12 protein-coding genes are annotated in these 21,296 nt (G+C 56.6%); 7 read left to right on the top strand and 5 right to left on the bottom strand.

The window, feature by feature from the left end:
• The first annotated feature begins 156 nt into the window (after window positions 1–156).
• Window positions 157–1,479 carry a nucleotide sugar dehydrogenase gene (locus THTE_RS05415; protein WP_095414480.1) on the top strand — a complete coding sequence of 441 codons (1,323 nt, stop codon included), beginning with the start codon at window positions 157–159 and terminating at the stop codon, window positions 1,477–1,479.
• Between the two features lie 115 nt (window positions 1,480–1,594).
• On the opposite strand, the gene THTE_RS05410 is transcribed toward THTE_RS05415, so the two are convergent.
• The 5 genes from THTE_RS05410 to THTE_RS05390 all read right to left on the bottom strand — a co-directional run bounded on the left by THTE_RS05410 (window position 1,595) and on the right by THTE_RS05390 (window position 9,771).
• The gene (locus THTE_RS05410) at window positions 1,595–2,416 is read right to left on the bottom strand and encodes a PIG-L deacetylase family protein (RefSeq protein ID WP_095414479.1); all 822 of its coding nucleotides are present in this window, start codon (window positions 2,414–2,416) and stop codon (window positions 1,595–1,597) included.
• 221 nt (window positions 2,417–2,637) lie between these two features.
• Window positions 2,638–3,660: an SIS domain-containing protein gene (locus THTE_RS05405; protein WP_095414478.1), complete on the bottom strand. Its 1,023-nt coding sequence runs from the start codon at window positions 3,658–3,660 to the stop codon at window positions 2,638–2,640.
• A 257-nt stretch (window positions 3,661–3,917) separates the two neighbouring features.
• Window positions 3,918–7,472, bottom strand: a complete 3,555-nt coding sequence (locus THTE_RS05400; RefSeq protein WP_095414477.1) for an efflux RND transporter permease subunit — start codon at window positions 7,470–7,472, stop codon at window positions 3,918–3,920.
• Complete coding sequence (locus tag THTE_RS05395) at window positions 7,469–8,893, bottom strand: efflux RND transporter periplasmic adaptor subunit (protein WP_095414476.1); 1,425 nt, start codon at window positions 8,891–8,893, stop codon at window positions 7,469–7,471. Before THTE_RS05395 ends, THTE_RS05400 begins: the two co-directional genes overlap by 4 nt.
• Window positions 8,894–9,072: 179 nt before the next feature.
• Window positions 9,073–9,771 (bottom strand): TetR/AcrR family transcriptional regulator, encoded by a 699-nt coding sequence (locus tag THTE_RS05390; RefSeq protein ID WP_095414475.1) that lies wholly within the window; start codon window positions 9,769–9,771, stop codon window positions 9,073–9,075.
• A 514-nt stretch (window positions 9,772–10,285) separates the two neighbouring features.
• Between THTE_RS05390 and THTE_RS05385 the strand changes: the two genes are divergently transcribed.
• The 6 genes from THTE_RS05385 to THTE_RS05360 all read left to right on the top strand — a co-directional run bounded on the left by THTE_RS05385 (window position 10,286) and on the right by THTE_RS05360 (window position 21,293).
• Complete coding sequence (locus THTE_RS05385) at window positions 10,286–13,108, top strand: exo-alpha-sialidase (protein ID WP_095414474.1); 2,823 nt, start codon at window positions 10,286–10,288, stop codon at window positions 13,106–13,108.
• A 101-nt stretch (window positions 13,109–13,209) separates the two neighbouring features.
• Window positions 13,210–16,332, top strand: a complete 3,123-nt coding sequence (locus THTE_RS05380) for a glycosyl hydrolase (protein ID WP_157731789.1) — start codon at window positions 13,210–13,212, stop codon at window positions 16,330–16,332.
• A gap of 197 nt (window positions 16,333–16,529) precedes the next feature.
• Window positions 16,530–17,525, top strand: coding sequence for a hypothetical protein (locus THTE_RS05375; protein WP_157731787.1), 996 nt, complete (start codon window positions 16,530–16,532; stop codon window positions 17,523–17,525).
• A gap of 11 nt (window positions 17,526–17,536) precedes the next feature.
• Window positions 17,537–19,078: a hypothetical protein gene (locus tag THTE_RS05370; RefSeq protein WP_157731785.1), complete on the top strand. Its 1,542-nt coding sequence runs from the start codon at window positions 17,537–17,539 to the stop codon at window positions 19,076–19,078.
• 579 nt (window positions 19,079–19,657) lie between these two features.
• Window positions 19,658–20,392: a rhomboid family intramembrane serine protease gene (locus tag THTE_RS05365; protein WP_095414470.1), complete on the top strand. Its 735-nt coding sequence runs from the start codon at window positions 19,658–19,660 to the stop codon at window positions 20,390–20,392.
• A 67-nt stretch (window positions 20,393–20,459) separates the two neighbouring features.
• Window positions 20,460–21,293, top strand: a complete 834-nt coding sequence (locus THTE_RS05360; protein WP_095414469.1) for an SDH family Clp fold serine proteinase — start codon at window positions 20,460–20,462, stop codon at window positions 21,291–21,293.
• The last annotated feature ends 3 nt before the right edge of the window (window positions 21,294–21,296 follow it).

The raw sequence follows: 21,296 nt of genomic DNA, 5'->3' as shown, positions 1-21,296 counted from the left end.
GCCGAGGGAATATGCTACATTAGCTTATCAGGAAGCTTTTCCTGGCCAGCGCACCCCCCGTTCGCGGGATTACAGCCAATGACCCTGGCGGTGCCTCACGCCAAATTTCGGTAGCTCAACGGGCTTTCAGTTAGACACACAAGGAGACACACGGTTATGACGTACGAAGAGGTCCTGCAGAGAATTAACGACAAAAAGGCCAAAGTCGGCGTTATCGGCCTGGGGTATGTGGGATTGCCTTTGCTTCGCGCGTTCATTCGGGCGGGGTTTTCGGCAATTGGGTTTGATATTGATGAGGCAAAGGTCCAGAAGCTGAACGCCGGTCAAAGTTACATCGGGCATATACCGTCCCAATGGATCCAGGAATGGATCAACACGGGGCGATTTGAAGCGACCGCCGATATGTCGCGGCTTAACGAGCCGGACGCCATTCTCATCTGTGTGCCCACCCCGCTCAATGAGAGCCGGGACCCTGATCTTCAGTACATCGAGGGCACAACCGAGGCCATCGCCAAGGTGTTGCGGCGAGATCAGCTCGTGGTTCTCGAAAGCACCACCTATCCGGGAACAACACGGCAGGTGATGTTACCAGTTCTCGAAGCCACCGGGTTGAAAGTAGGCCAGGACTTTTATCTGGCTTTCAGCCCCGAGCGTGAAGACCCCGGCAATCCCAACTATTCAGCCGAGCGGATTCCCAAAGTGGTCGGTGGAATTGAACCGAAGAGCACGCAACTGGCAACCGCCCTCTACAGTCACGCCGTGGTACAGGTGATTCCGGTATCCTCCGCCGAAGTAGCGGAAGCCTGCAAAATCCTGGAGAACACCTATCGGGCGGTGAATATTGCGATGGTCAATGAATTAAAAGTCCTTTTCCAGCGACTGGGAATTGATATTTGGGAAGTGATTGAGGCAGCCAAAACAAAGCCGTTCGGCTTTCAGGCATTTTATCCTGGTCCGGGTCTTGGTGGACATTGCATTCCAATCGATCCCTTCTACCTCAGTTGGCTGGCACGGCGGCACGGCATGACAACCCGTTTCATCGAACTGGCCGGCGAGATCAATACTTCCATGCCCGAGTATGTCATCCACCAGGTCATTAAAGCGCTGAATGAACACGGGAAGCCGCTGAAAGGAAGCAAGGTGTGCATCCTGGGCATGGCCTACAAAAAAGATGTGGATGATCCCCGGGAAAGCCCGTCCTTCGCGCTCATGGAAATGCTGCTGGACGGCGGTGCGATTGTGACCTACAACGATCCGTATATTCCTAAATTACCTAAGATGCGGCACTTCCGCGTACCGGAAATGACCAGTTCTGAACTGACGGCGGAGTTTCTGGCCTCCCAGGATTGCGTACTGATTGCTACGGACCATTCGGTCTACGACTACGACTTTATCGTTCAGCATGCTCCTTTAATCGTCGATACCCGGAACGCGACGAAAAACGTCAAATGCGGACGCGAAAAAATCCGCAAGGCGTAACTTGGATGGGAACCTTCTTGAAGCGCTATATTCGGCCCCCTTGGTTATCACCCAAGGGGGCTTTTGGTTACAGAGCAGACCGACTGACTTCTGTCAGTGGGGAACTATCTCTTCATTATTCAAAGATCTGTGAATATTTTTCTGGAGAATACAAATTAAAGACAACCTGGCGAATATATTCAATAGGGCCGATACGGCGCTGGGTTTCGACAAGCACCTCGATTTGCTCCTGACTGGCAAAGCAGCGGATGGCGTTGATTTTCCGCTCGTGAAATTCACTGGGCACTACAAGTTGAATCTGCGGCGGTTCAGGAAAATCGCAGTAAGTGGCGTACTCATAGACAACAGGAACCTTTTGAATCGGGGGTCCGAGTTCCGGCCAAATACTTCCCTGCGCGTGGAACAGACTGATCAGCATTTCCTCATAGACGATTTTATGATCCGGATGCAGATCGGTGGGGGTGGGCAGAAACACGCGCGTGGGCCGTATTTGCCGCAGAACATAAGGGAACGCATTCTGAAGGCCGCTGGCCCCCTCTATTTCCGTAGGATCGCCGATCGTCGTGAAATGCCGTCCACGGTAAGCATTGAGATTACAGTCTGGAAATCCCAGTGCGCGTACTCTTTCCGGAGGGAGGCCCAGCGTACGATAGGCCTCCTGCGCTTCATCCGCCCGAATGCGTACAATCGTCCTCCGCTGCGGCAGGCGGCAGTATCCCATCCGACCATCGGTGGTGATAACCACGTGAACCTCGACCCCTTCGGCAAGTCCCGCCTGAACGGTCAGCCCCGCGCCAATCACGACATCATCATCGTGTGGCGAAACGAACATCCATCTCTCCTGCTGGTCCTGCCAATCGTCGAAAATCTCGCGAGCATCGGAGGAGACGATTTTTCGATCACCCAGCCGCCGTTTATAGACTATCCCCTGTGCCATGATACGCGATAATCCTTCGTTCTATGAACCGCTATAGTCCAAAACTGTACGATTCAATATTTCCAGACTATCTCACTATGTTATCCTCGCGGAGCGTCTTTGAAGCCCACGCGAATTTCCCAGGAATCGGCCCCATATTCTGCTACGCCGACACCCCGCCCGCAGTGCTGTGAAGAAACGCCAGGCTGACGCTTTCCGTTCTTTCCTCCTGAGAAATGACGTCAGCCGGGTTGAAATTCGTTGCCAATTTTACGGGCCCGCACCGGTTTATCGAGGTCGATTCCCATGGCAACTCCCACCTCTACAAGCAGATTCCAGCCTGCCAAAAGCTGGAGGACCGTTTCATAGCCGGGCACCGTGGGAATCTGAATGGTGGGGAAAATCGTCGGTTCGGCCGCAATGGCAATGATCGTCAAACCCACTTTTTCCGCCAGCACCTGCTGGAATTTTTCCATTTCGGCCGGGAAAAGATCGATGACCACCATCACTTCATTGGCATCCATCACCTCTTCGATGCCGTGGACAGCGTAGGTGCCTTCCAGAAAATCACTCTTTTTCCGTGTGATTTCATTGGTCTTGAGAGTTAGCTCTTCCGCCACACCGTTATTTCGCCCGGCAAAATAAATGAGCGGTGCCGCCACCAGCTTTTCAATCAGACCAGGATCAATCGACATTTCCAGAACGTGGCGGGCTGCTTCCGCCGCTTCAGTGCGCGAAACGCGAAGCAGGTCGTCACCCTCTGCCTGGGCCAGAAGTGCCCGATAGAACAGCGCCTGTTCAACCACGCTTTTCGTGGCCGCCACGGCGTTTTCCGGACCACATGTGAGGTGGTAGCACTGGGTGCTTACCTCTTCGAGTTTGACACCTTTGTTGGCCGTCAACCCCAACCGACGCGGATGGTTTTCTTCGGCCAGCTTCATGAACAGGGAAATGACCTCTTTGGTTTTGCCGCTGTTACTGGCCGCGAAGACCGTAAAGTCCTGAAGGCGGTATTCGTGGGCCTGCCGGGCACCGTCGGTGGCGATTGTCCATATCCCGCCGCGTCGCAAATTCTCGTAGATCAAATTCTTGGCCGGGAAAATTCTGCTGGAACCCTCGCCCGTGAGGAACAGCCGTTTCGTCTGTTCCACAATCCGGCAGGCTTCGTCGGCCACGGCAGGATCGAATCGGGCGAGAATCTCCGGTGTTTCCATCATCTCGCGAACCAGAGCAAATCGGGCGTAGCGTTCCTCTCGCAGATTCATCACAAACTCTCCTGCTGCTGGTTGTTGGCTTGCAAAGATCCTGTCCCTCCACCGTTCGCGTCATTCTACCAAATCGGATAAACAGGTGAGAGGGAACCGGCTTCCCGGGTGGAACAGGTATCGGGCAGAGTTCAGCACACCCGCTTTTTCCGCCTTACCAGTCGGCCGCCAGCACCGAAAAAGGACCAGACATTCGCGCGCTGCTCTATTTATGATGGGGCTTACAAAGCTTTATTTCAAAAATAGTGGCGAGACCGTCAGAAACTTCGCGGTGCGTTGAGCGGCTCGGATGTTTCTGCCGGTTCTTCCATCGAAAACGCCGACTCGACAATCGCCGCACGTTCACTTTCTGGCTCTCGCTGCAGGATTCTCTCACTCTCCGCACCGCGGGGAACAGCCTCTTCCGGCAGTTCTTCGATCACCCTCACCGGCATGATCCAGCTATAGAGCAGATACACCACGGGAACCAGCAGCAAACAAAGGACGGTGGTGAACGCCAGGCCGAAACAAATTGTCACAGCCATGGGGATGAGGAACTGGGCCTGCGCGGATCGCTCGAAGACCAATGGTGCAAGCCCACCAATCGTGGTGACCGATGTGAGCATGATCGGCCGAAGACGCCGCCTTCCCGCATCGACAATGGCTTCTTTCACCGACATGCCGTTTTCAACGCGCATGTTGATGAAATCCACCAGCACGATCGAGTCATTGACCACCACGCCCGTCAAAGCGACCATTCCAAAGATACTCATCAAAGTCAACGGCATTCCCATGACCACGTGTCCCACGATCGCCCCGACCAGCCCGAACGGAATGATGAGTAGAATGATGATCGGCTGGAAGTAGGAACGGAATTCCAGTGTGAGCAGCGCGAACATGGCGACCAGCGCAACGAGTAATCCCCAAATCATCGCCTGGATGGATTCATTGGTCTGCTCCTGTGCTCCCTCCCAGCGCACCTGGATCTCCGAATAGCGGGGATCGGCGAGCAATTGCGGGATCACTTTTGATTTCAGCTCCTCCACGATTTTCTGCGAGTTGACCACGGCCTCATCGACGTCAGCCGTAATGGCGATGGCGCGCAGCTGGTCCATGCGGTTGATCTGCGAATAACCGCGCTGAATATTGATTTGAGCCAGTTCTGTAATGGGGCGTTCCACATTTCCCGCGCGAATGCGGATGTCCTCAAAGTGCGCCAGGGATCGGCGTTCATCTTCCGGATACCTTACCATCACTTTGACTTCGTGGCGGCCGCGCTGGAGTCGCATGGCCTCTTCACCGTAATAAGCAGCGCGGATGGTACCTGCCAGATCGGCCAGGGTTACCCCCAGTGCCTTGGCTTTATCGTTGGTTTTTATCTGGAATTCCCACTTTCCTGCCCGCGCGTCGTCCTGGATGTCAAACACGCCGGGAACCTGAGCGAGATACGCCTTGCATTTTTCCACGACCTCTTCCAGTTCCTGCATTTTGTGGACGGGTGCAAGGAGCCGGAACTCGATGGGCGCTCCCCCGGGCCCCCGCGACTGGCTTTGAAATGTCACGCTTTCCGCCCCGGGGAAATTCCGCCCCAGCTTCATCGCCCTTTCTCTCCACAGCTTCACGATCACTTCACTCGTGACGGGTCTCTGTTCGGCGTTGACGAGTTCCACTTCCAGCTTTCCCGAATGGCTGCCCGTGGGAAGTTCGTTCCCTATCCGAAGTGCCCCCGCCGACGTCTCTCCGACTACCCGATAAACTGTTTTGACAAGCGGAATCCCTTTGTCACGCCACTCCCGGTCGATCTCCCAGATCGCCTCTTCCATCGCAGCAGTCGCCCGCTTGGTAACCTCCTCAGGCGTGCCTGCGGGATAGTAAACATTGGCTTCCAGGGATTCCGAATCCAATTTGGGAAAGGGAATGAAGGGAACGAGTCCCGATGCCACAAGGCCCAAGGCCGTGATCAACGCAGCCAGAGCGACACTGAAACTAACCGGAGCGAAACGAAGAGCCAACTTCAAAACCGGCGTGTAAACCCGGTCAATAAATCTCTGCAGTACCGAATCCGCATAGAAGTTAACCGCATTAGTGAATTTCTCAATCGCTGGTAAATACAGCCCGAGGAGGGGAATTCCGACGGCCAGCACGATGGCCGTCCAGACAATCCAGGCAATCTCACCCGGCACGGTACCACTGGCGAGAAACATCAAAACGGCCGCCATCAAAACGACACTGGCCATTCGCCAGAGGAGCACCAGCCAGCGACGCCGCCGACCTCGTATGACCGGAACATCACCTCCGGCAGCCTGCTCATCTGCGGAATCTTCCAGCTCCATCAGGCGGCGTTCACGCTCCCGGCGATGACGCGGGTCGTGGGCAAGGTGGCAGGGCAGGACGAAAATCGCCTCTGCCAAGGAGACCAGGAGCATCGTGATCACACCAAAGGGCAAAAGCCAAACGAATTTCCCCATAATTCCGGGCACAAAGAACAGCGGCGCAAAAGCAATCACAGTCGTCATGACTGAGGTGGTGACGGACGGAATCACCTCGGCCGTGCCGTCCACCGCCGCCTGTATGTAGTTCTTGCCCATCTGTCGGTGTACATAAACGTTTTCACCGATCACGATGGCATCATCGACGAGCATACCCAAGGCCATCAGAAACGCGAACATCGACATCATGTTGAGCGTCTGGTCGCTCCATTGCATGATGATCGCCGTTCCCAGCATCGCGATGGGGATGCCCAGGGCCACCCAGAACGCCAGATGAATCTCCAGGAAGATGGCAAGGAGTACAAAGACGATGATCAGCCCCTGCAGGCCATTGCGGGCCAGCAAATTGAGGCGATCCCGCACGTAGGTCGAGAAATCGCCCCAGGTCACCAGTTGATATCCCGGCGGCAACTTTTTCCTGGCAACATATTCATGAACATCATGCGTGGTCTTGATGATGTCCTCGTCAGACGTACTGCTAACAACGATGGCCATCCCCGGATGACCGTTGATCCGGCTGAAGGCCGTCGTATCCGCAAAGGCATCGCGAACTGTGGCCACATCACCGAGCCGCAGGATCGTCCCATCCGGCGATGTGATGAGGGGGATTTCAGCGATCTCCTTGCCCGTCAGCCCCTTGTTTTTTCCACGGAGAAGAACTTCCTGAGCATGCGATCGAAGCGTCCCGCCGGGGACCTCAATATTTTCCCGGCGGATGATCTGGGCCACCTGTTGCAACGTCAGCCCGTATTTGCGGAGGACATGTTCGGGTATTTCGATAGAAATCTCGTACGGGCGAACCCCCATCAGGTCTGCCTGATTGACGTTGGGAAGCGCGACCAGTTCGTCCCGGACTTTTTCCGCCAGCTCGCGGAGCGCCCGTTCAGCGCGGGGATCATCCGAATCGGGCCCGATCACTCCCACGGTGATCGCAGCCCGGCGAAAAGTGATGAGCCGAACCTCGGGTTTTTCGGCGAGTTCCGGAAAACTGGGAATGCGGTCCACTTCCGAGCGAACTTCGTCGAGGACCCGTTGCGGATCCGCGACGTCACTTCGCAATTCCAAAATCACTGATCCGGCCCCTTCGCGTGCCACTCCGTAGGTTTTTTTTACCCCGGCCACGGAGCGCACAGCTTCCTCGATTTTTTGACAGATCCCCTCCTCCACTTCGGTGGGGCTGGCACCGGGATAGGGTACCGTGATGAGGATCATGTCGAGGTTGAATTCGGGAAAGACCTCCCGACGCATCCGGAATAGACTCAGCAACCCCACGACCACGATGCCGATGAGCAGCGTGTTCATCGCGGGGGAGTTTCGAATCGACCAGCGGAGAATGGATTTCATAGGACCGACTGCACCTCGACAGGAAGTCCCTCGTCAGAGAAGGCCAAGGGATTGTTCTCCACGAAGGGGGTGGGAGATACCACGACGCTATCACCTTCCCGGAGTAATTCCGGAGGCGCGATGATCAGAGCTCCTTCCGGGACCACCTGGGCAAACTCGACCGGCACCATGCGGAGCTTTCCATCCCGCACCCGTCCCACCACGTTGCCCGGCTGGAGCGCTTGTTCGGGAACGCGAAGGACCGTCATCTTCGGATTGACATGGATCCGCACGGCCACGTACATCCCGCGAACCAGTGCTGGGGGCTGCCTGGCGGGCCCGGCAGCCTCAGGGACAGTATCGGCGACGACCTTCGATTTCACCGCTGTCGGATTCGGTACCAGAATCCGGCAGGGGACCATGCGTGTCCGATCGTCCACGCCCAAACCTTCGTAGCCGTCCAGTGTGCCCTCCCAATAGAAGACCCGCCCGTCCAATTCGTACTCCACCGTCACGGGAAGCTTGGGGACTTTGTAGGCTTCACCTGTGGCCAACTTTGCATCCACCGAAGATCCCTCCAGCATGGCCCACAGCCAGGCCACCTGTCGCATCGTCAACTGGCAATTGACCTGTGCACAGGATGTGTCCTCGAAAGTGAGAACGGTCGTCCCCTTCCGCACATAGGTGTTTTCTTCCACCAGGTCGCTCACCACCACTCCATCAGAAGGTGCGCGAATTTCTGTGCGGGCCAGGTCAATTTCGGCCTTCTGAAGTTGCACGGCCGCCTGATCCCGCACAGCCTCCAGTCGATCCTTGGAAGCCTGTTTCGTGCGAAGCTGGTTTTCGAGATTGACCACTTCCTGCTCGGCCAGAAGAAGTGATTTCCTCGCGTTATCAAATTCTGCCTGCGGGATGGCGTTGCTTCCGAAAAGGCGCTCTGCCCGCTGATAATCACGTTTCGCTATTTCCAATTGTTGCTGGGCGATTTCCAGAAGCTTTTGCGTGTTTTGAACATCAACCGCCCATTCTGCCAGCGCGGCTTCTGCCTGCCGCAACTGTTCGCGGAGGCGATTCACCTCGATTTCGTAGTCTGTCTTGTCAATGCGCAGAAGAAGGGTCCCCTTGGTGACGAACGTTCCCGCTTCGCACTGGGGTGTTTTCTCTACGATGCGTCCGTCCACCTCGACCGCCAGTTGGATTTCCCGATAGGGAACGACAAGCCCATCCGTGGCCAATTCCAGCCCGCCAGAATGCCTCACCACCCGTGCCGTCTGGACCACTGGCAGAGGCTGCTCGGGAACCTCTCGGGGAACGGGTTTACTGAGTGCCTTCAAGACCAAAAACCCCACCACCCCAAGCGCCACAACGAGGGGCGGTACCACAATATTGATGATCCTTTCCAGGACCGTTATTGAATGCGACGCCCGAGCTCGCCCTAACATGAACCGATTCCTCTGACAGAAACTGGATTAACGCCGAAGCTCATAGTGCTTGGATAACACGTGCCCCGCGATCCCCAATTTAATCTGCGACAAAGCCCCATTTTCTCATTTCAGCTCATTTGTTTATGTCTACACATCCGCGGCATACTTGGTAAAAGACAACTACCCGATTTGCCCTCTCAGTTGCCAGCATTCGCGGAGGAAGCAGCTTCCTGCGTCCACTGGGTGACAAACGGCAACGTCAAACCGAGGGCCGAAAATGTGAACTCAATGATGTGTCGGGCAACATCTTCGGCCGTGAATTTGCCCCTCAGCTCCGGTGGCACCAGAAATTCCAGCACATCGTGGGCCATGCGATAGTGCAGGCACTGCGCGACGATGCTGAGGCCGGTTTGAATTCTGCGCTCGGGTGGCATTTCCTCACGAAATAGTATCTCCAGTATTCCCAGCAGAATTGTAAAGTTGCGCTGGATGTGCTGCCGGAAAAACTCGCAACAGCTTTCGTGCGGCTCGAGCATTTCCCGCATCATGAGTTTGACTTTCCACTCCGGCACGACTTCGGCGATCATGTGGCGCGTCATCAGCCGGATGTAATCAGCGAGCAGTTGCGCAGCCTGATGCCGGTCCCCTGATTGCTTCAGTTCCTCCAGACGTCGCTCAAGATCGGCTTCCTCCGGACGAAACAGCGGCGCCGCCGCCTTTACGGCCTCCACATAGAGATGCTCTTTGGACTTGAAATGGTAGTTGATAGCAGCGATATTGACACCCGCTCGTTCGCAAATCTGCCGGGCCGTGGCCCCCTCGTATCCGAGTTCGGCAAACAACTCACCGGCGGCGGTCAACAGGCGGCTTTTCGTATCTTCAGGGAAATGCGACATACTCAGCGGATGAGTCCTTTGTCGGACGCCCTCCTCTCAGCCATCCCGGACGAGGCGATTCCCTTAATCTGGAACCCCTCCATTTCCACTATCCTTCAAACGATTGTATTAAACAAATGTTTCACAGGCAAGTTAAAGGGGCGCGATTTTTTCCAGTCGCTGGAAAAAAGGAGGCGGAGCCAGGCACCCGCTTGTGCGCGTATCGTCCGGCACGGCGGGCAGGTCCCTCCGTCCCTCGGAGGGACCTGCTTGTCAGGTCCACCTCGTCAACTTGGGACCGACCGTCCCATGCCATTGGCTACGACAAGTCTGCCCTTCCAGGTCCCAGAGGCACGGCACGGTTGCGAGCCGTCACACAAGCAAGTAGTATGTCCGGGGACAGCGATTCAATACGGGCGGAGATGGATTGGGGTGGTGGAGCCGCTGGGACCACGCTTTCGTCACAGGAATGTGTGCCTCCTGTCTCAGGCGCCTTGCGCTTTGAAGGAATCGATTTTTTCTGGGAGTTGCTTGCATGAGCACAGCATTACAACCGTCCTGGCTGTTTCCTCTGGCAATGGGGCTGGTGTGTGCCGCGGTGGCGGGCAGTCAGCCTGCCAGCGCAGCCGAGGCATCTCCCGATGGTGCGATCGTGCAAAAGGAGTTCATTTTCGAGACCGCCCCATTTCGGAGCTGTCACGCATCGACAATCGTGGAGACGGAAGACGGTCTTTTGGCGGCATGGTTTGGAGGCGATCGGGAAGGCGCCGAAAATGTGGGCATCTGGTTGAGCCGATCCGAAGCCGGCCGATGGACGGCGCCGGTCCAGGTGGCCACGGGCGAGCAGGCGGATGGTCGCCGCTATCCCTGCTGGAACCCTGTTCTCTTCCGCCCTCGAGACGGCAAAATCTACCTGTTCTACAAAGTGGGTCCCAGCCCAAGTCGCTGGTGGGGCATGGTCAAAGAGAGCCCCGACAACGGCAAAACATGGCAACCTGCCGTCCGGTTGCCCGACGGGTTTCTTGGGCCGATCAAGAACAAGCCGCTGGAGCTGGAAGACGGTACCTGGATTTGCCCCTCCAGCACGGAAACACCGGAACGACCCAGCCGATGGCGCATTCATTTTGAAATCACCAAAGATCATGGCCAAACCTGGACCAAGGTGAGCCCGCCTGATGGTGCTGAAATTCTCGACGCGATTCAGCCTAGCATCCTGCAGGTTGCACCCAACAGACTGGTCGCCATTGGCAGAACACGGCAGGGGCGTATTTTCTGGACGGCGTCTTACGACGGAGGAAATACGTGGACACCGGTCCAGCGCACTGTTGTCCCAAACCCGAACTCAGGCATCGACGCCGTGACCCTGGCCGACGGACGTCAACTGCTGGTCTATAACCCAACCACTCGGGGTCGTTCACCCTTGAGCGTCGCACTTTCCCAAGACGGCGTGGACTGGAAGGAAGTCCTGACGCTGGAAGATGAACCGGAAGAGTTCAGCTACCCTGCGGTTATTCAAACCCGCGACGGTCTGGTCCATATTACTTACACCTGGAAGCGGGAAAGGATCCGCCACGTAGTCCTGGATCCCCGGAAACTCTCTCTCCCGAAACAGCAGCCAGTGGGTGGGCCCCGGGCTCAATCCGTGACGGCACCTCTTTCGCGTCCCAACGTCATCATCGTGCTGACGGATGACCAGGGCTTTGGCGATCTTTCCTGTCATGGAAATCCCATCCTGTTCACTCCCAACATCGATCGCCTTGCCCGCGAAGGTGTCCGCCTGAGGGATTTTCACGTGTCCCCGGTCTGCACTCCGACCCGCGGCCAGCTCATGACTGGCCTGGACGCCCTCCGTAACGGTGCACGGAGCGTACCCGCAGCTACCAATATGATCTGGCGCGAAATCCCCACGATGGCCGAACTCTTCCGAAAAAACGGTTACCGCACCGGGCAGTTCGGCAAATGGCACCTGGGAGACCATTACCCTGACCGGCCATTCGACCGTGGCTTTGACAAGGCCATCTGGTTCGGCGGGTGGGGAGTAGCCTCGGACGTGGAGTTTGACAACGACTGTGTCAACATTCGCTATCGAGAGGAAAACCGTGTCGCGCAGGCGAACCGCTACTGTACCGACTTCTGGTTCGACAAGGCGCTGGAGTGGATGTCTGAATGCGCCCGACAGAAAGAGACGTTTCTGTGCTACATCGCGACGAACGCACCGCACGGTCCCCTGTGGGCCCAGGAAAAAGATGCTGCACCGTACCAGAGTTTGGTGCGACCAAATGTCGCTAATTTCTTCGGCATGATTGCCAACATCGATGAGAACATGGGACGCCTGGAAAACTGGCTCCAGGAGACGGGGCTTCGCGACAACACGATCGTCATCTTTATGACCGACAACGGCGGGACGGCGGGCAGGCAGGTGTACAACGGCGGTCTCCGAGAAGGCAAGGGCAGTTACTACGACGGTGGACACCGTGTCCCCTGTTTCATCCGCTGGCCAGCGGGAGGTATCCAGGGTGGCCGGGAGGTCAACCAGCCGACGCAGATTCAGGACATTCTGCCGACATTGCTCGAATTGTGCGGCCTTTCTACTCCCGAGGGTGTCCGTTTCGACGGTCTCAGTCTGGCGAGCGTGCTGAGAAATCCAGATGCCACGCTGCCGGACCGCATGTTTGTCGTTCAATACGGCGGCAGGGTTCGCGCTGTCAAGTACGACGCCTGCGTGGTTTGGGGCCCGTGGCGACTCGTCCATGGCAAGGAATTGTACAACGTAGCAGAGGACCGTGCCCAGACAAGGGACCTCAGCACCCAGCGCCCGGACATTGTGGCCAGGATGCGCGCGTTCTATGAAGATTGGTGGTCGGGCGTGGAAAAGAGGGTGTACGAATACCAGCCCATCCTTGTGGGAACAGAACAGGAAAACCCGGTCATCCTTTCATCGAATTACTGGGCAGGCGTCGATGTGGATAATCACCACCGCGTTTCGGCGGCCGAGGGCGGTCCGCGGGGGGGACCGTTCCATATACGCATAACGCGGGGCGGCCTCTACCGGATTGAACTGCGCCGCTGGCCTTTCCACACGGAGGAACCGCTCGGTTCGCCGGGTCCCAAACAGACGGTTGCCGGGCGCTCATTGGTAAACGTCATCACAAACCGAAAGGCCCTTCCAATCCACGGCGCTGTTCTTCGTATTGGAACACACGAGATGCGAGCCAAAACCTCTCCCGATGCAATCGGCGTACCCTTTGAAATGGAATTACCCGAGGGAGATACCCAGCTCCAGGCATGGTTCCAGGATAGCGAAGGAAACGACCTGTGCGGGGCGTTCTACGTTAAAATCGAGCTATTACGGCCGTAGCGGGGGGGCAAATGCAACCATCAGAAAGGCATCGCCGAAATTCGCGTTTTTTCAAAACGATGCTTCCGGGAGCAATTCCTCGTGCTCAAAGGACTTCAACCATGTGGAGGGACCAGAGCCAGCGGAAAAGGGTGCAAGCAGTTATCGCGGCGGCATTCACAGTGGTGTCGTTCCAGTCTGCTGTGTTGGCTGTGCCGCAAAATTCGCAAGAGGTGAAGCAACTTCTGTCCGAGCCGCCCCGGGAGTATTCTTCCGCCCCTTTATGGGTATGGAATGACATGCTGACGGACGAGCAGATCGTGGGCACAATGGAGGACCTTGCCTCCCAGCATGTCAGGCAGGTGTTCGTCCATCCGCGTCCGGGACTGATGACTCCCTACCTTTCCGAGGAATGGTTTCGTCTATGGAAGCTGGCGCTAAACACCGCGGAAAAACTGGACATGAACGTATGGATTTACGACGAGAACTCTTATCCCTCGGGATTCGCCGGGGGCTGGGTTCCCGAGTTGATGCCGGAGTCGGTGGGACGCGGCCTCAGTGTCAAACAGGTCAAACGCGTTCAGGACATTGATCCCCACGCCGTCGCCGTGTTCCGTCTGGAAACCGATCGTTACGAAAATGTAACGCCCATCATTAAGGAGAAAAAGCCCCTTCCTGATGGCCAGTACCTGGTGTTTTCACTGGTGCGAGCCGAACCTTCCCCATGGCACGGCGGTCGGGCCTACGTGGATCTTCTTTTTCCCGGAGTGACGGAAAAGTTTCTGCAAGTCACGCTGGAAGCCTACCGGCGGGAAGTCGGAGAAGCGTTTGGCAAGAGAATACCGGGATCATTCACCGACGAGCCACGGCTGCTTTCCGCGGGCCAGCTCACCTGGACCGAGGACCTCGCCGAGGAATTTGAAAAACGATTCGGATACAACCTTGTCGATCACCTGCCCGCTCTGGTGCACTCGGTGGGCGACTGGAAAAAAGTTCGCCATGATTACTATCGGCTACTCCTGGATCTGTTCGTCGAACGATGGGCCCGCCCGTATTTTGAGTGGTGCGAAAAACATCAACTGGAATTCACCGGACATTACTGGGAACACGAATGGCCGCTCTGCCGGTTCGTCCCTGACAACATGGCCATGTATGCCTGGCATCAGCGACCTGCCATCGATTGCCTGATGAATCAATATGCGGAACACACACACGCACAATTCGGCAACATTCGGGCGGTGCGGGAGCTCTCCAGTGCGGCCGACCAGTGTGGGCGAACCCGCACTCTGTGCGAACTGTATGGGGCCGGTGGATGGGACCTCCGCTTTCAGGACATGAAGCGGATCGCGGACTGGCTGGGAGTGCTGGGCGTCAACACCTTTGATGAGCACCTCTCTTACGTCACCATCCGCGGCGCCCGCAAGATGGATCATCCACAGTCCTTTTCCTACCACGAGCCCTGGTGGTCCTTGTATCATGTCATTGCCGACTATCTCACCCGGCTCTCGCTCGTGCTTTCCAGCGGTGAGCGCGTTAACGAAATCCTGATCCTGGAACCCACCAGCACGGCGTGGCTCTATCAGGTGGACCGGGCAACGTCCTCCCACCTGGAACAGCTCGGCGAAAACTTCTTCAACCTGGTCAAAAGCCTGGAATTCGGCCAGATCGAGTATGACCTTGGATGTGAACACATCATGGCCAATCTGGGCAAGGTCCAGGACGGGTACCTGGTGGTGGGAAAACGGAAGTATCACACCGTTGTGCTGCCTCAAACCTGTAAAAACCTCGAAAAAACAACCCTTGACCTTCTCAGGCAATTCCTTTTGGCCGGCGGCACGGTTCTGGTTTGTGGGGACGGCCCGACACTCGTTGATGGCCGTCCCTCGGAGGCCCTGAAAGAGTGCAGGGATCTTCCCGGCTGGAAAAAGGTGGATGAGAACGAGTTGCCGGAGCTGCTGGACCAACGGCAGGATCAGGCGGTGCGGATTGCGCAACAGGAAGGCCGGCGAGGTTTGCTGCTCCATCAGAGAAGACGGCTCAAGGACGGGGAGATTCTTTTCCTCGTCAATACGAGCGACTCCGAACATGCTGCCGGGACCATCCATGCCCGGTATCTGGGTGCCGAAGTTTGGGACCTGGAGACGGGCGAGGTTCGCCCTGCATCATTCGTCCTGAAAGGTGAAGCAATAGAAATTGCCTTCGACCTTCCGCCGATTGGTTCCCTTGTGCTCTTTCTCAGCCATCGGGCCAATACGCCCGCACCTGAGGCACCAACCACGGAAGAAGAGATTGCCCTGGGGCCAATCCATGCAGAACGGCTCGACCCCAATCTGCTCACGCTCGACTATTTCGACGTCAAAATCCAGGATGAAGTGCGTCAGGGCATGTATTTCGCGCCGGCCTGCAATTGGATCTTTCAGAAACACGGGTTGCCAGGCAATCCGTGGGATCGGGCCGTGCAATTTCGGGACGAAATCATCCGCAGGCAGTTCCCGCCCGATAGCGGATTCCAACTAACCTATCGCTTTGAAATCAAAGAAAAAATTCCGAATCAGATTTGGCTCGTGTTGGAAAGGCCTGACCTTTACACCGTGACCTGCAATGGCAAGCCGGTTCCCCCGCCAAGCGGCTGGTGGCTGGACAAGAGCTTCGGCAAAATCGACATCACCGGGCTGGTGAAGGTGGGCGAGAATTTGGTCACGGCGACCGCCTCTCCCATGACGATGTTTCACGAGGCCGCCGCGGCCTATGTGCTGGGCGACTTTTCAGTCACCCCGGCCGAAAAAGGTTTTGTCATTACCTCGCCTCAAGATTTGCATGTTGGAGAGGCTTGGAATGCTCAGGGTTGCCCACTTTATCCAGGCCGGGTAGCTTACCGCACGACAGTGCAAAAGTCTCGGGCCGACGGACGCTGGCTTGTTCGACTGGGAGCGTGGAACGGTTCCGTCGCCCAGGTGCTTGTGAATGACACGCCAGCGGGGGTGATCTATCGGCCACCGTATGGGTGCGAGATCACGCCGCTCCTCAAGGACGGTGAAAATGAAATAGCCGTCGTCGTGACGGGCACGCTCAAGAACACGCTGGGACCTCATCATGCGGGCACCATTCGGGGATCCGCCTGGCCCCATGCTTTTGCCCAGGGCCCGGCCGAGGGACCGCCGCCGGGAACGGCGTATGATACAATTGCCTATGGATTGTTCGAGCCGTTCCGCATTATCCGCCAGGAGGTTCAGGAATCGCGTTAAGGCACCAGTGAAAAACAACAATCGCCACGACCGGGGATCGCAGAGCCGTCATGCCGGCGGCAAATGGGTGTGGATGTGAAACGGCGAAACCCGGGTCGGAGATATACAACATCGATCGGTGTCAATGGCATCCCGGGCGAAGGCAAAGGCAGGCGGTTGCTCTCCTGGGAGTCCATGATTCTCCCTTGGTGATTCCCATGGTTCGTTTTGACGGATACCGTCGGTCACCCCCCCTGCCCTCCCCGAAACAGCAGTGGCAACTGCTGTTATGGGTACTTCTGCTGGGCATGGTAGCAATTGTTCCGCAGTGGTTCCTGGCCCGGCGATCTAGCTCTCCTGTGCATTCAAATCACGTTATGCAGGAGAGCGTCGTGGCTGACGGCATCTCCGTCTCTCTGCGGGAGAACAATGGCACCCAAGTCCAAGAGGCTGGCTCGGGAAGTTCACAGGATAAGCGTGGGCAGACCCTGCCGCTCGAGGAGCGCCTTGCCAGGTTAGATTTTTCATCGGTCAGTGACGATGCCCCTTTCCGCAGCAAAGAGAAAGGCCCCTGGTTTGGAACTTTGCAGATCCTTCAGGACGTGTCCGCCGCGGAGCTGTGGCGAGCCCCCGCGCAACGTGTCACGTTCGCCCAACTGTACCGACGTCCAGGAGATTACCGGGGCAAGCTCGTCGAGTTTCGCGGTCGAGTCATGGGCGTCTTTCCCCTGCACGCACCTCCGAATGACGTGGGGATCTCTCAATATTACCAGTTATGGGTTTGTCCTGAAGAAGAAAATGACCCCATCGTGGTTTATTGCCTGCGCTTGCCCGAGCATTTCCCCCGCGGCGAACGCATTTCAGAACCGGCGGCCATCAGAGGAGTCTTTTTCAAGCGGTGGGCTTACCAGGCCAAGGATGGCCTGCGATTCGCACCGGTGGTGCTGGCCCCGTCCATTCGCTGGGAACCGATCATCACACAATCCCCGCTGCCCGCAGAGTCACCCCCCAACCCGTTGGTAGCCGTCGTCGTCGCGGCTGTTCTGACCGTTCTCTTTCTTTGGTACGTGTTGCGAGTCCGTGAAAAGAGGCTTTTCCCCAAAACGTCGGGGAGTTCAGACCATCAATCAGTTCTGAGACAGGCGAATGCCGACGACAATCAGGACCGCAACGAAAACGCAACTGCCAAGTCCACGGAATTTCTCGCCAAATAAAGGAATCTGCTGTGTCCGCGAAAACGGTGGCGCGAATAGCGACGTTTCTTTTGACGGCCTGGGCTGGTTTTACCCTCATCGCTGCCGAAGAGAGCGGCTCGCCTCAACCGTCAGGCGAGAAAACATCTCCGCAACCTCTCAAAACATCTGCCCACTCCGGCAGGGAACACGGTACCCCTGAGCCATCGTCACTAACTGGGCCGCGTGCGTTCCTCCAACGTTTGGGAATCAGCGACAGCATGTGGGAGGGACTGGAAGACGGCCGACCCTTGCAACCCCAGGAGGGCGAACTACTTCTGCGGCTTCTGTTTCATATCCGAATGTTCCAGCCGACAGAGCTCGAAGAATGGAAACAACCGCCTCCGGATTGGAATGCGGTGTCGCCCGATTCCCGGGCCTGTCGGGGAAAACTCCTGGAAATTGAGGGGACGGCAACGAAATGGATGCAGGTTCCGGTGCCACAAGAACTCACCGAGCGGTTGGGTCTGGAACACTATTACTCCTGCCGCGTTGTGACAGACCAGGACGCTGAGTATCTCGTGTATGCGCGTGATATCCCGCGGGCGTGGAAAACGATGAGGCAGCTCCGCGAAAAAACCGTGATCCGGGGGCTGTTTCTCAAACTCGCGGAGACGCACCCCAGGCCGGTGCCCACGCTTGTCACCGCTCGCCCGGGTTGGTTTCCCAATAATCTGCTGGGCCGTTTAGGAATGGATTGCAGTCTGTTTGACGACGTTGCTTTGGAGACCTCCCCACAACGTTTTGTTGCCCCCCAAGCACCTTCCGAAAGTGGAGAGGAACCGCTCTCAGATCCCCTGGAAAAGTATCGTCTGACGGGAAAAGACCGAGAATGCTTCTATCAGCTTCTGGCTGCAGTGGACCGTGCTGAACCTGGCCAGTTACTGCAAGAGGCCCAGGCGGAACTGGCCCGACTCGGTCAATCGACGTTTTCAGTGGTACCTCTGTTCAATGACCCTGCCCACCAGCAGGGCAAGCTGTTTGCGCTTTACGGGACGGCCAGACGCATCGAGAAAGTGTCCGTCGAAGATGCCGATATCCGAAAACGTTTTGGGATCGACCACTATTACACAATTTATCTTTTCACTGACGATTCCCAGAATTACCCGATTGTCTTCTGCGTGCGCTACCTTCCCCATGGGGTCCTGCCCGGCGAAGGGCCGGGATACGCGGTGAATCTCGCGGTGGCAGGTTTCTTTATGAAGACCTGGGCATTTCGACCCCAGGCAGCGCTATCACCGAACACCCCGCGCAATGCGTGGCAACTGGCACCCCTTCTCATAGGGCGTGAAGCAGTGCGTCTGGCCACCGAGGCATCAGCCCGCCGGGTGGGCACGGTGACGACGATTCTCACCAGTGTTGTGGTGGTCGTGGTGGTGCTGATTGGAATCATCGTCTGGTGGTTCAATCGTCAGGATAAAAAACGCGAACGAGAAATCCGCCAACGGTTATTCTCAGAATCTTCCCAAACTGAATGCTCGTCCTCAGATCCAGGCTCTTCCAACGTCCCGACAAACGATGGCAACGCCGATTGACTGCCGGGACGCCAGGTCGGTTCCAATCACGGCAAAATCGTGGCTTTTTCGGACACACCGAACAGAACGCTCGGCGAACCACGCCCTTTGCAATATGACAAACAACACGGCGTGAGAAACCGCATACCGTGCTGTGTTGCAACTTCTCCCAGGCATCTGTAGTAGTGTGGTTGCCTTTTCCTCACCATTGTGCCGACGCTCTCTGAACTGGAGGACTCACGCTGATCCCGCGACCTTTTTGTAAGGACTTGCGAGCGTCTAGAGGTTCAACGTCTTGTCGGGGCAATTGATGAATTGCCCCTACTTCTAAACAGGCACCGAACCAACCAGACCGAGCCCAGTTATTGGAACGCTCTGTGCAATGTCAGAATGCGGACGGTATTACGACCCTAGCGAGCGAATCTCGCTCCTGCCCAAGGCGTACGTTTCTTTCTCGCAAGAGAAAAAAGTGGGAACGATTGAGCCGCCCACATTCTTGACCATAAGCTCGAGTTTTTGAAAATGAGAGAGACAGTCATTTGAAATGCGAGGTTTGGTTTGCTCGGGAAGACAACAAAGACATATGCTGGGTGCGAGACAATGATCCCACTTTATGACACCATTCCCAGCCGCAACACCCCCGTGGCGATGTACATACTGATACTAGCCAACGCTCTGGTATTTCTTCTCCAGCTTGAACTTCCTCCACCCGTCCTGGAACAGTTTTTCCACCACTTCGGCATCGTCCCGTATCGCTACACCCATCCGGAACTGGCCTACTTCTTGGGAATGCGGCTGGACTACTGGCCGTTCTTGACGAGCATGTTTCTCCACGGCGGCTGGCTCCACATCGTTGGGAACATGTGGACTCTGTGGATCTTCGGCGATAATGTGGAGGATCGCATGGGCCCACTGCGGTTCACTTTGTTTTATCTCTGCTGCGGCGTGATCGCGGGCATCGTGCATGTCCTTACCAATCCGAACTCCACCGTTCCCACCATCGGGGCTTCTGGGGCCATTTCCGGCGTTATGGGTGCCTATTTTGTGCTCTACCCTTATGCCCGCGTTATCACCCTGGTTCCCGTTTTCTTCTATCCGTTGTTCGTTGCCTTCCCGGCGGTTGTGTACCTCGGCATCTGGTTTCTGATCCAGTTTTTTAATGGAGTGGGAAGTCTCTTGCCCTCAGATCAAGTGGGCGGTATTGCCTGGTGGGCGCACATTGGGGGGTTTGCGGCGGGAATCCTCCTGTGTCCATTTTTCCTCCGATCACGTGGCCCCTGCCGCCATTGTTACCCCGACGAATACAAGACCGAGTTGGGCTGGCTTCAGTGGTGAGAGAACGAGCGCAAAGGTTCTGCCGTTTTAAGGCTGTAACAAACACTTTTCAGGGAGATTGCCAGCGATGAACGTGATGGACATCTTCTGGATTTTTCTCATGCTTTCTGCTCTTCAGCCGGTGCTCCGCCAGAAAATGATCGAGGCGGCCCGGCAGCGGATGATCGCTCGCATCGAGCGGAAACGCCAATCCCGGGTGATCGTGCTCATCCATCGTCAGGAAACGATGAGCCTTCTGGGGTTTCCGATCTTTCGCTATATCGATATCAATGACTCCGAGGAAGTCATCCGTGCCATCCAACTGACCGACCCACAGATCCCTATCGATCTGGTCCTGCACACACCGGGAGGGCTGGTGCTGGCCGCACTCCAGATAGCTCGGGCAGTCCACCACCGGCCGGGCAAAGTCACGGTATTTGTCCCCCACTATGCGATGTCAGGCGGGACTCTCATTGCTCTCGCAGCCGACGAGATTGTCATGTGCAAGCATGCCGTCTTGGGACCGGTGGACCCCCAGATTAATCAGCAGCCAGCCGCCTCGGTTCTGAAGGTGTTGCAAAGGAAAAAGCCTGACGAGATCGACGACCAAACTCTCATTCTGGCAGACATTGCCGAAAAGGCCATCAGCCAGGTCAGAATGTGCGTCAAAGAACTTCTCAGCGACAAGATGCCCGAAGAGAAGGCCGATGAAGTGGCCAGACTGCTTTCGGAAGGCACATGGACGCACGATTTCCCGCTTACCGCCGAGATGGCCCAGCAATTGGGATTGCCGGTGAGCACGGATATGCCAACCGAATTCGTGCAACTTCTCCAGTTGTATCCGCAGCCCCGACGGGGCCAGCCCACCGTGGAATATATCCCGGCACCGTACCACTATCATCCCTCGCGGACCAAGACCTGAAAG

It is taken from the genome of Thermogutta terrifontis (assembly GCF_002277955.1).
In the GTDB taxonomy this organism is placed as follows: Bacteria; Planctomycetota; Planctomycetia; order Pirellulales; family Thermoguttaceae; genus Thermogutta; species Thermogutta terrifontis.
This window is presented reverse-complemented; position numbering and strand designations above follow the sequence as displayed.

Excerpts from the sequence above, each read along its gene's own strand:
- THTE_RS05415 (WP_095414480.1), top strand. The coding sequence starts at position 157 with ATGACGTACGAAGAGGTCCTGCAGAGAATTAACGACAAAAAGGCCAAA.
- THTE_RS05410 (WP_095414479.1), bottom strand. The coding sequence starts at position 2,416 with ATGGCACAGGGGATAGTCTATAAACGGCGGCTGGGTGATCGAAAAATC.
- THTE_RS05405 (WP_095414478.1), bottom strand. The coding sequence starts at position 3,660 with ATGAATCTGCGAGAGGAACGCTACGCCCGATTTGCTCTGGTTCGCGAG.
- THTE_RS05400 (WP_095414477.1), bottom strand. The coding sequence starts at position 7,472 with ATGAAATCCATTCTCCGCTGGTCGATTCGAAACTCCCCCGCGATGAAC.
- THTE_RS05395 (WP_095414476.1), bottom strand. The coding sequence starts at position 8,893 with ATGTTAGGGCGAGCTCGGGCGTCGCATTCAATAACGGTCCTGGAAAGG.
- THTE_RS05390 (WP_095414475.1), bottom strand. The coding sequence starts at position 9,771 with ATGTCGCATTTCCCTGAAGATACGAAAAGCCGCCTGTTGACCGCCGCC.
- THTE_RS05385 (WP_095414474.1), top strand. The coding sequence starts at position 10,286 with ATGAGCACAGCATTACAACCGTCCTGGCTGTTTCCTCTGGCAATGGGG.
- THTE_RS05380 (WP_157731789.1), top strand. The coding sequence starts at position 13,210 with ATGTGGAGGGACCAGAGCCAGCGGAAAAGGGTGCAAGCAGTTATCGCG.
- THTE_RS05375 (WP_157731787.1), top strand. The coding sequence starts at position 16,530 with ATGGTTCGTTTTGACGGATACCGTCGGTCACCCCCCCTGCCCTCCCCG.
- THTE_RS05365 (WP_095414470.1), top strand. The coding sequence starts at position 19,658 with ATGATCCCACTTTATGACACCATTCCCAGCCGCAACACCCCCGTGGCG.
- THTE_RS05360 (WP_095414469.1), top strand. The coding sequence starts at position 20,460 with ATGAACGTGATGGACATCTTCTGGATTTTTCTCATGCTTTCTGCTCTT.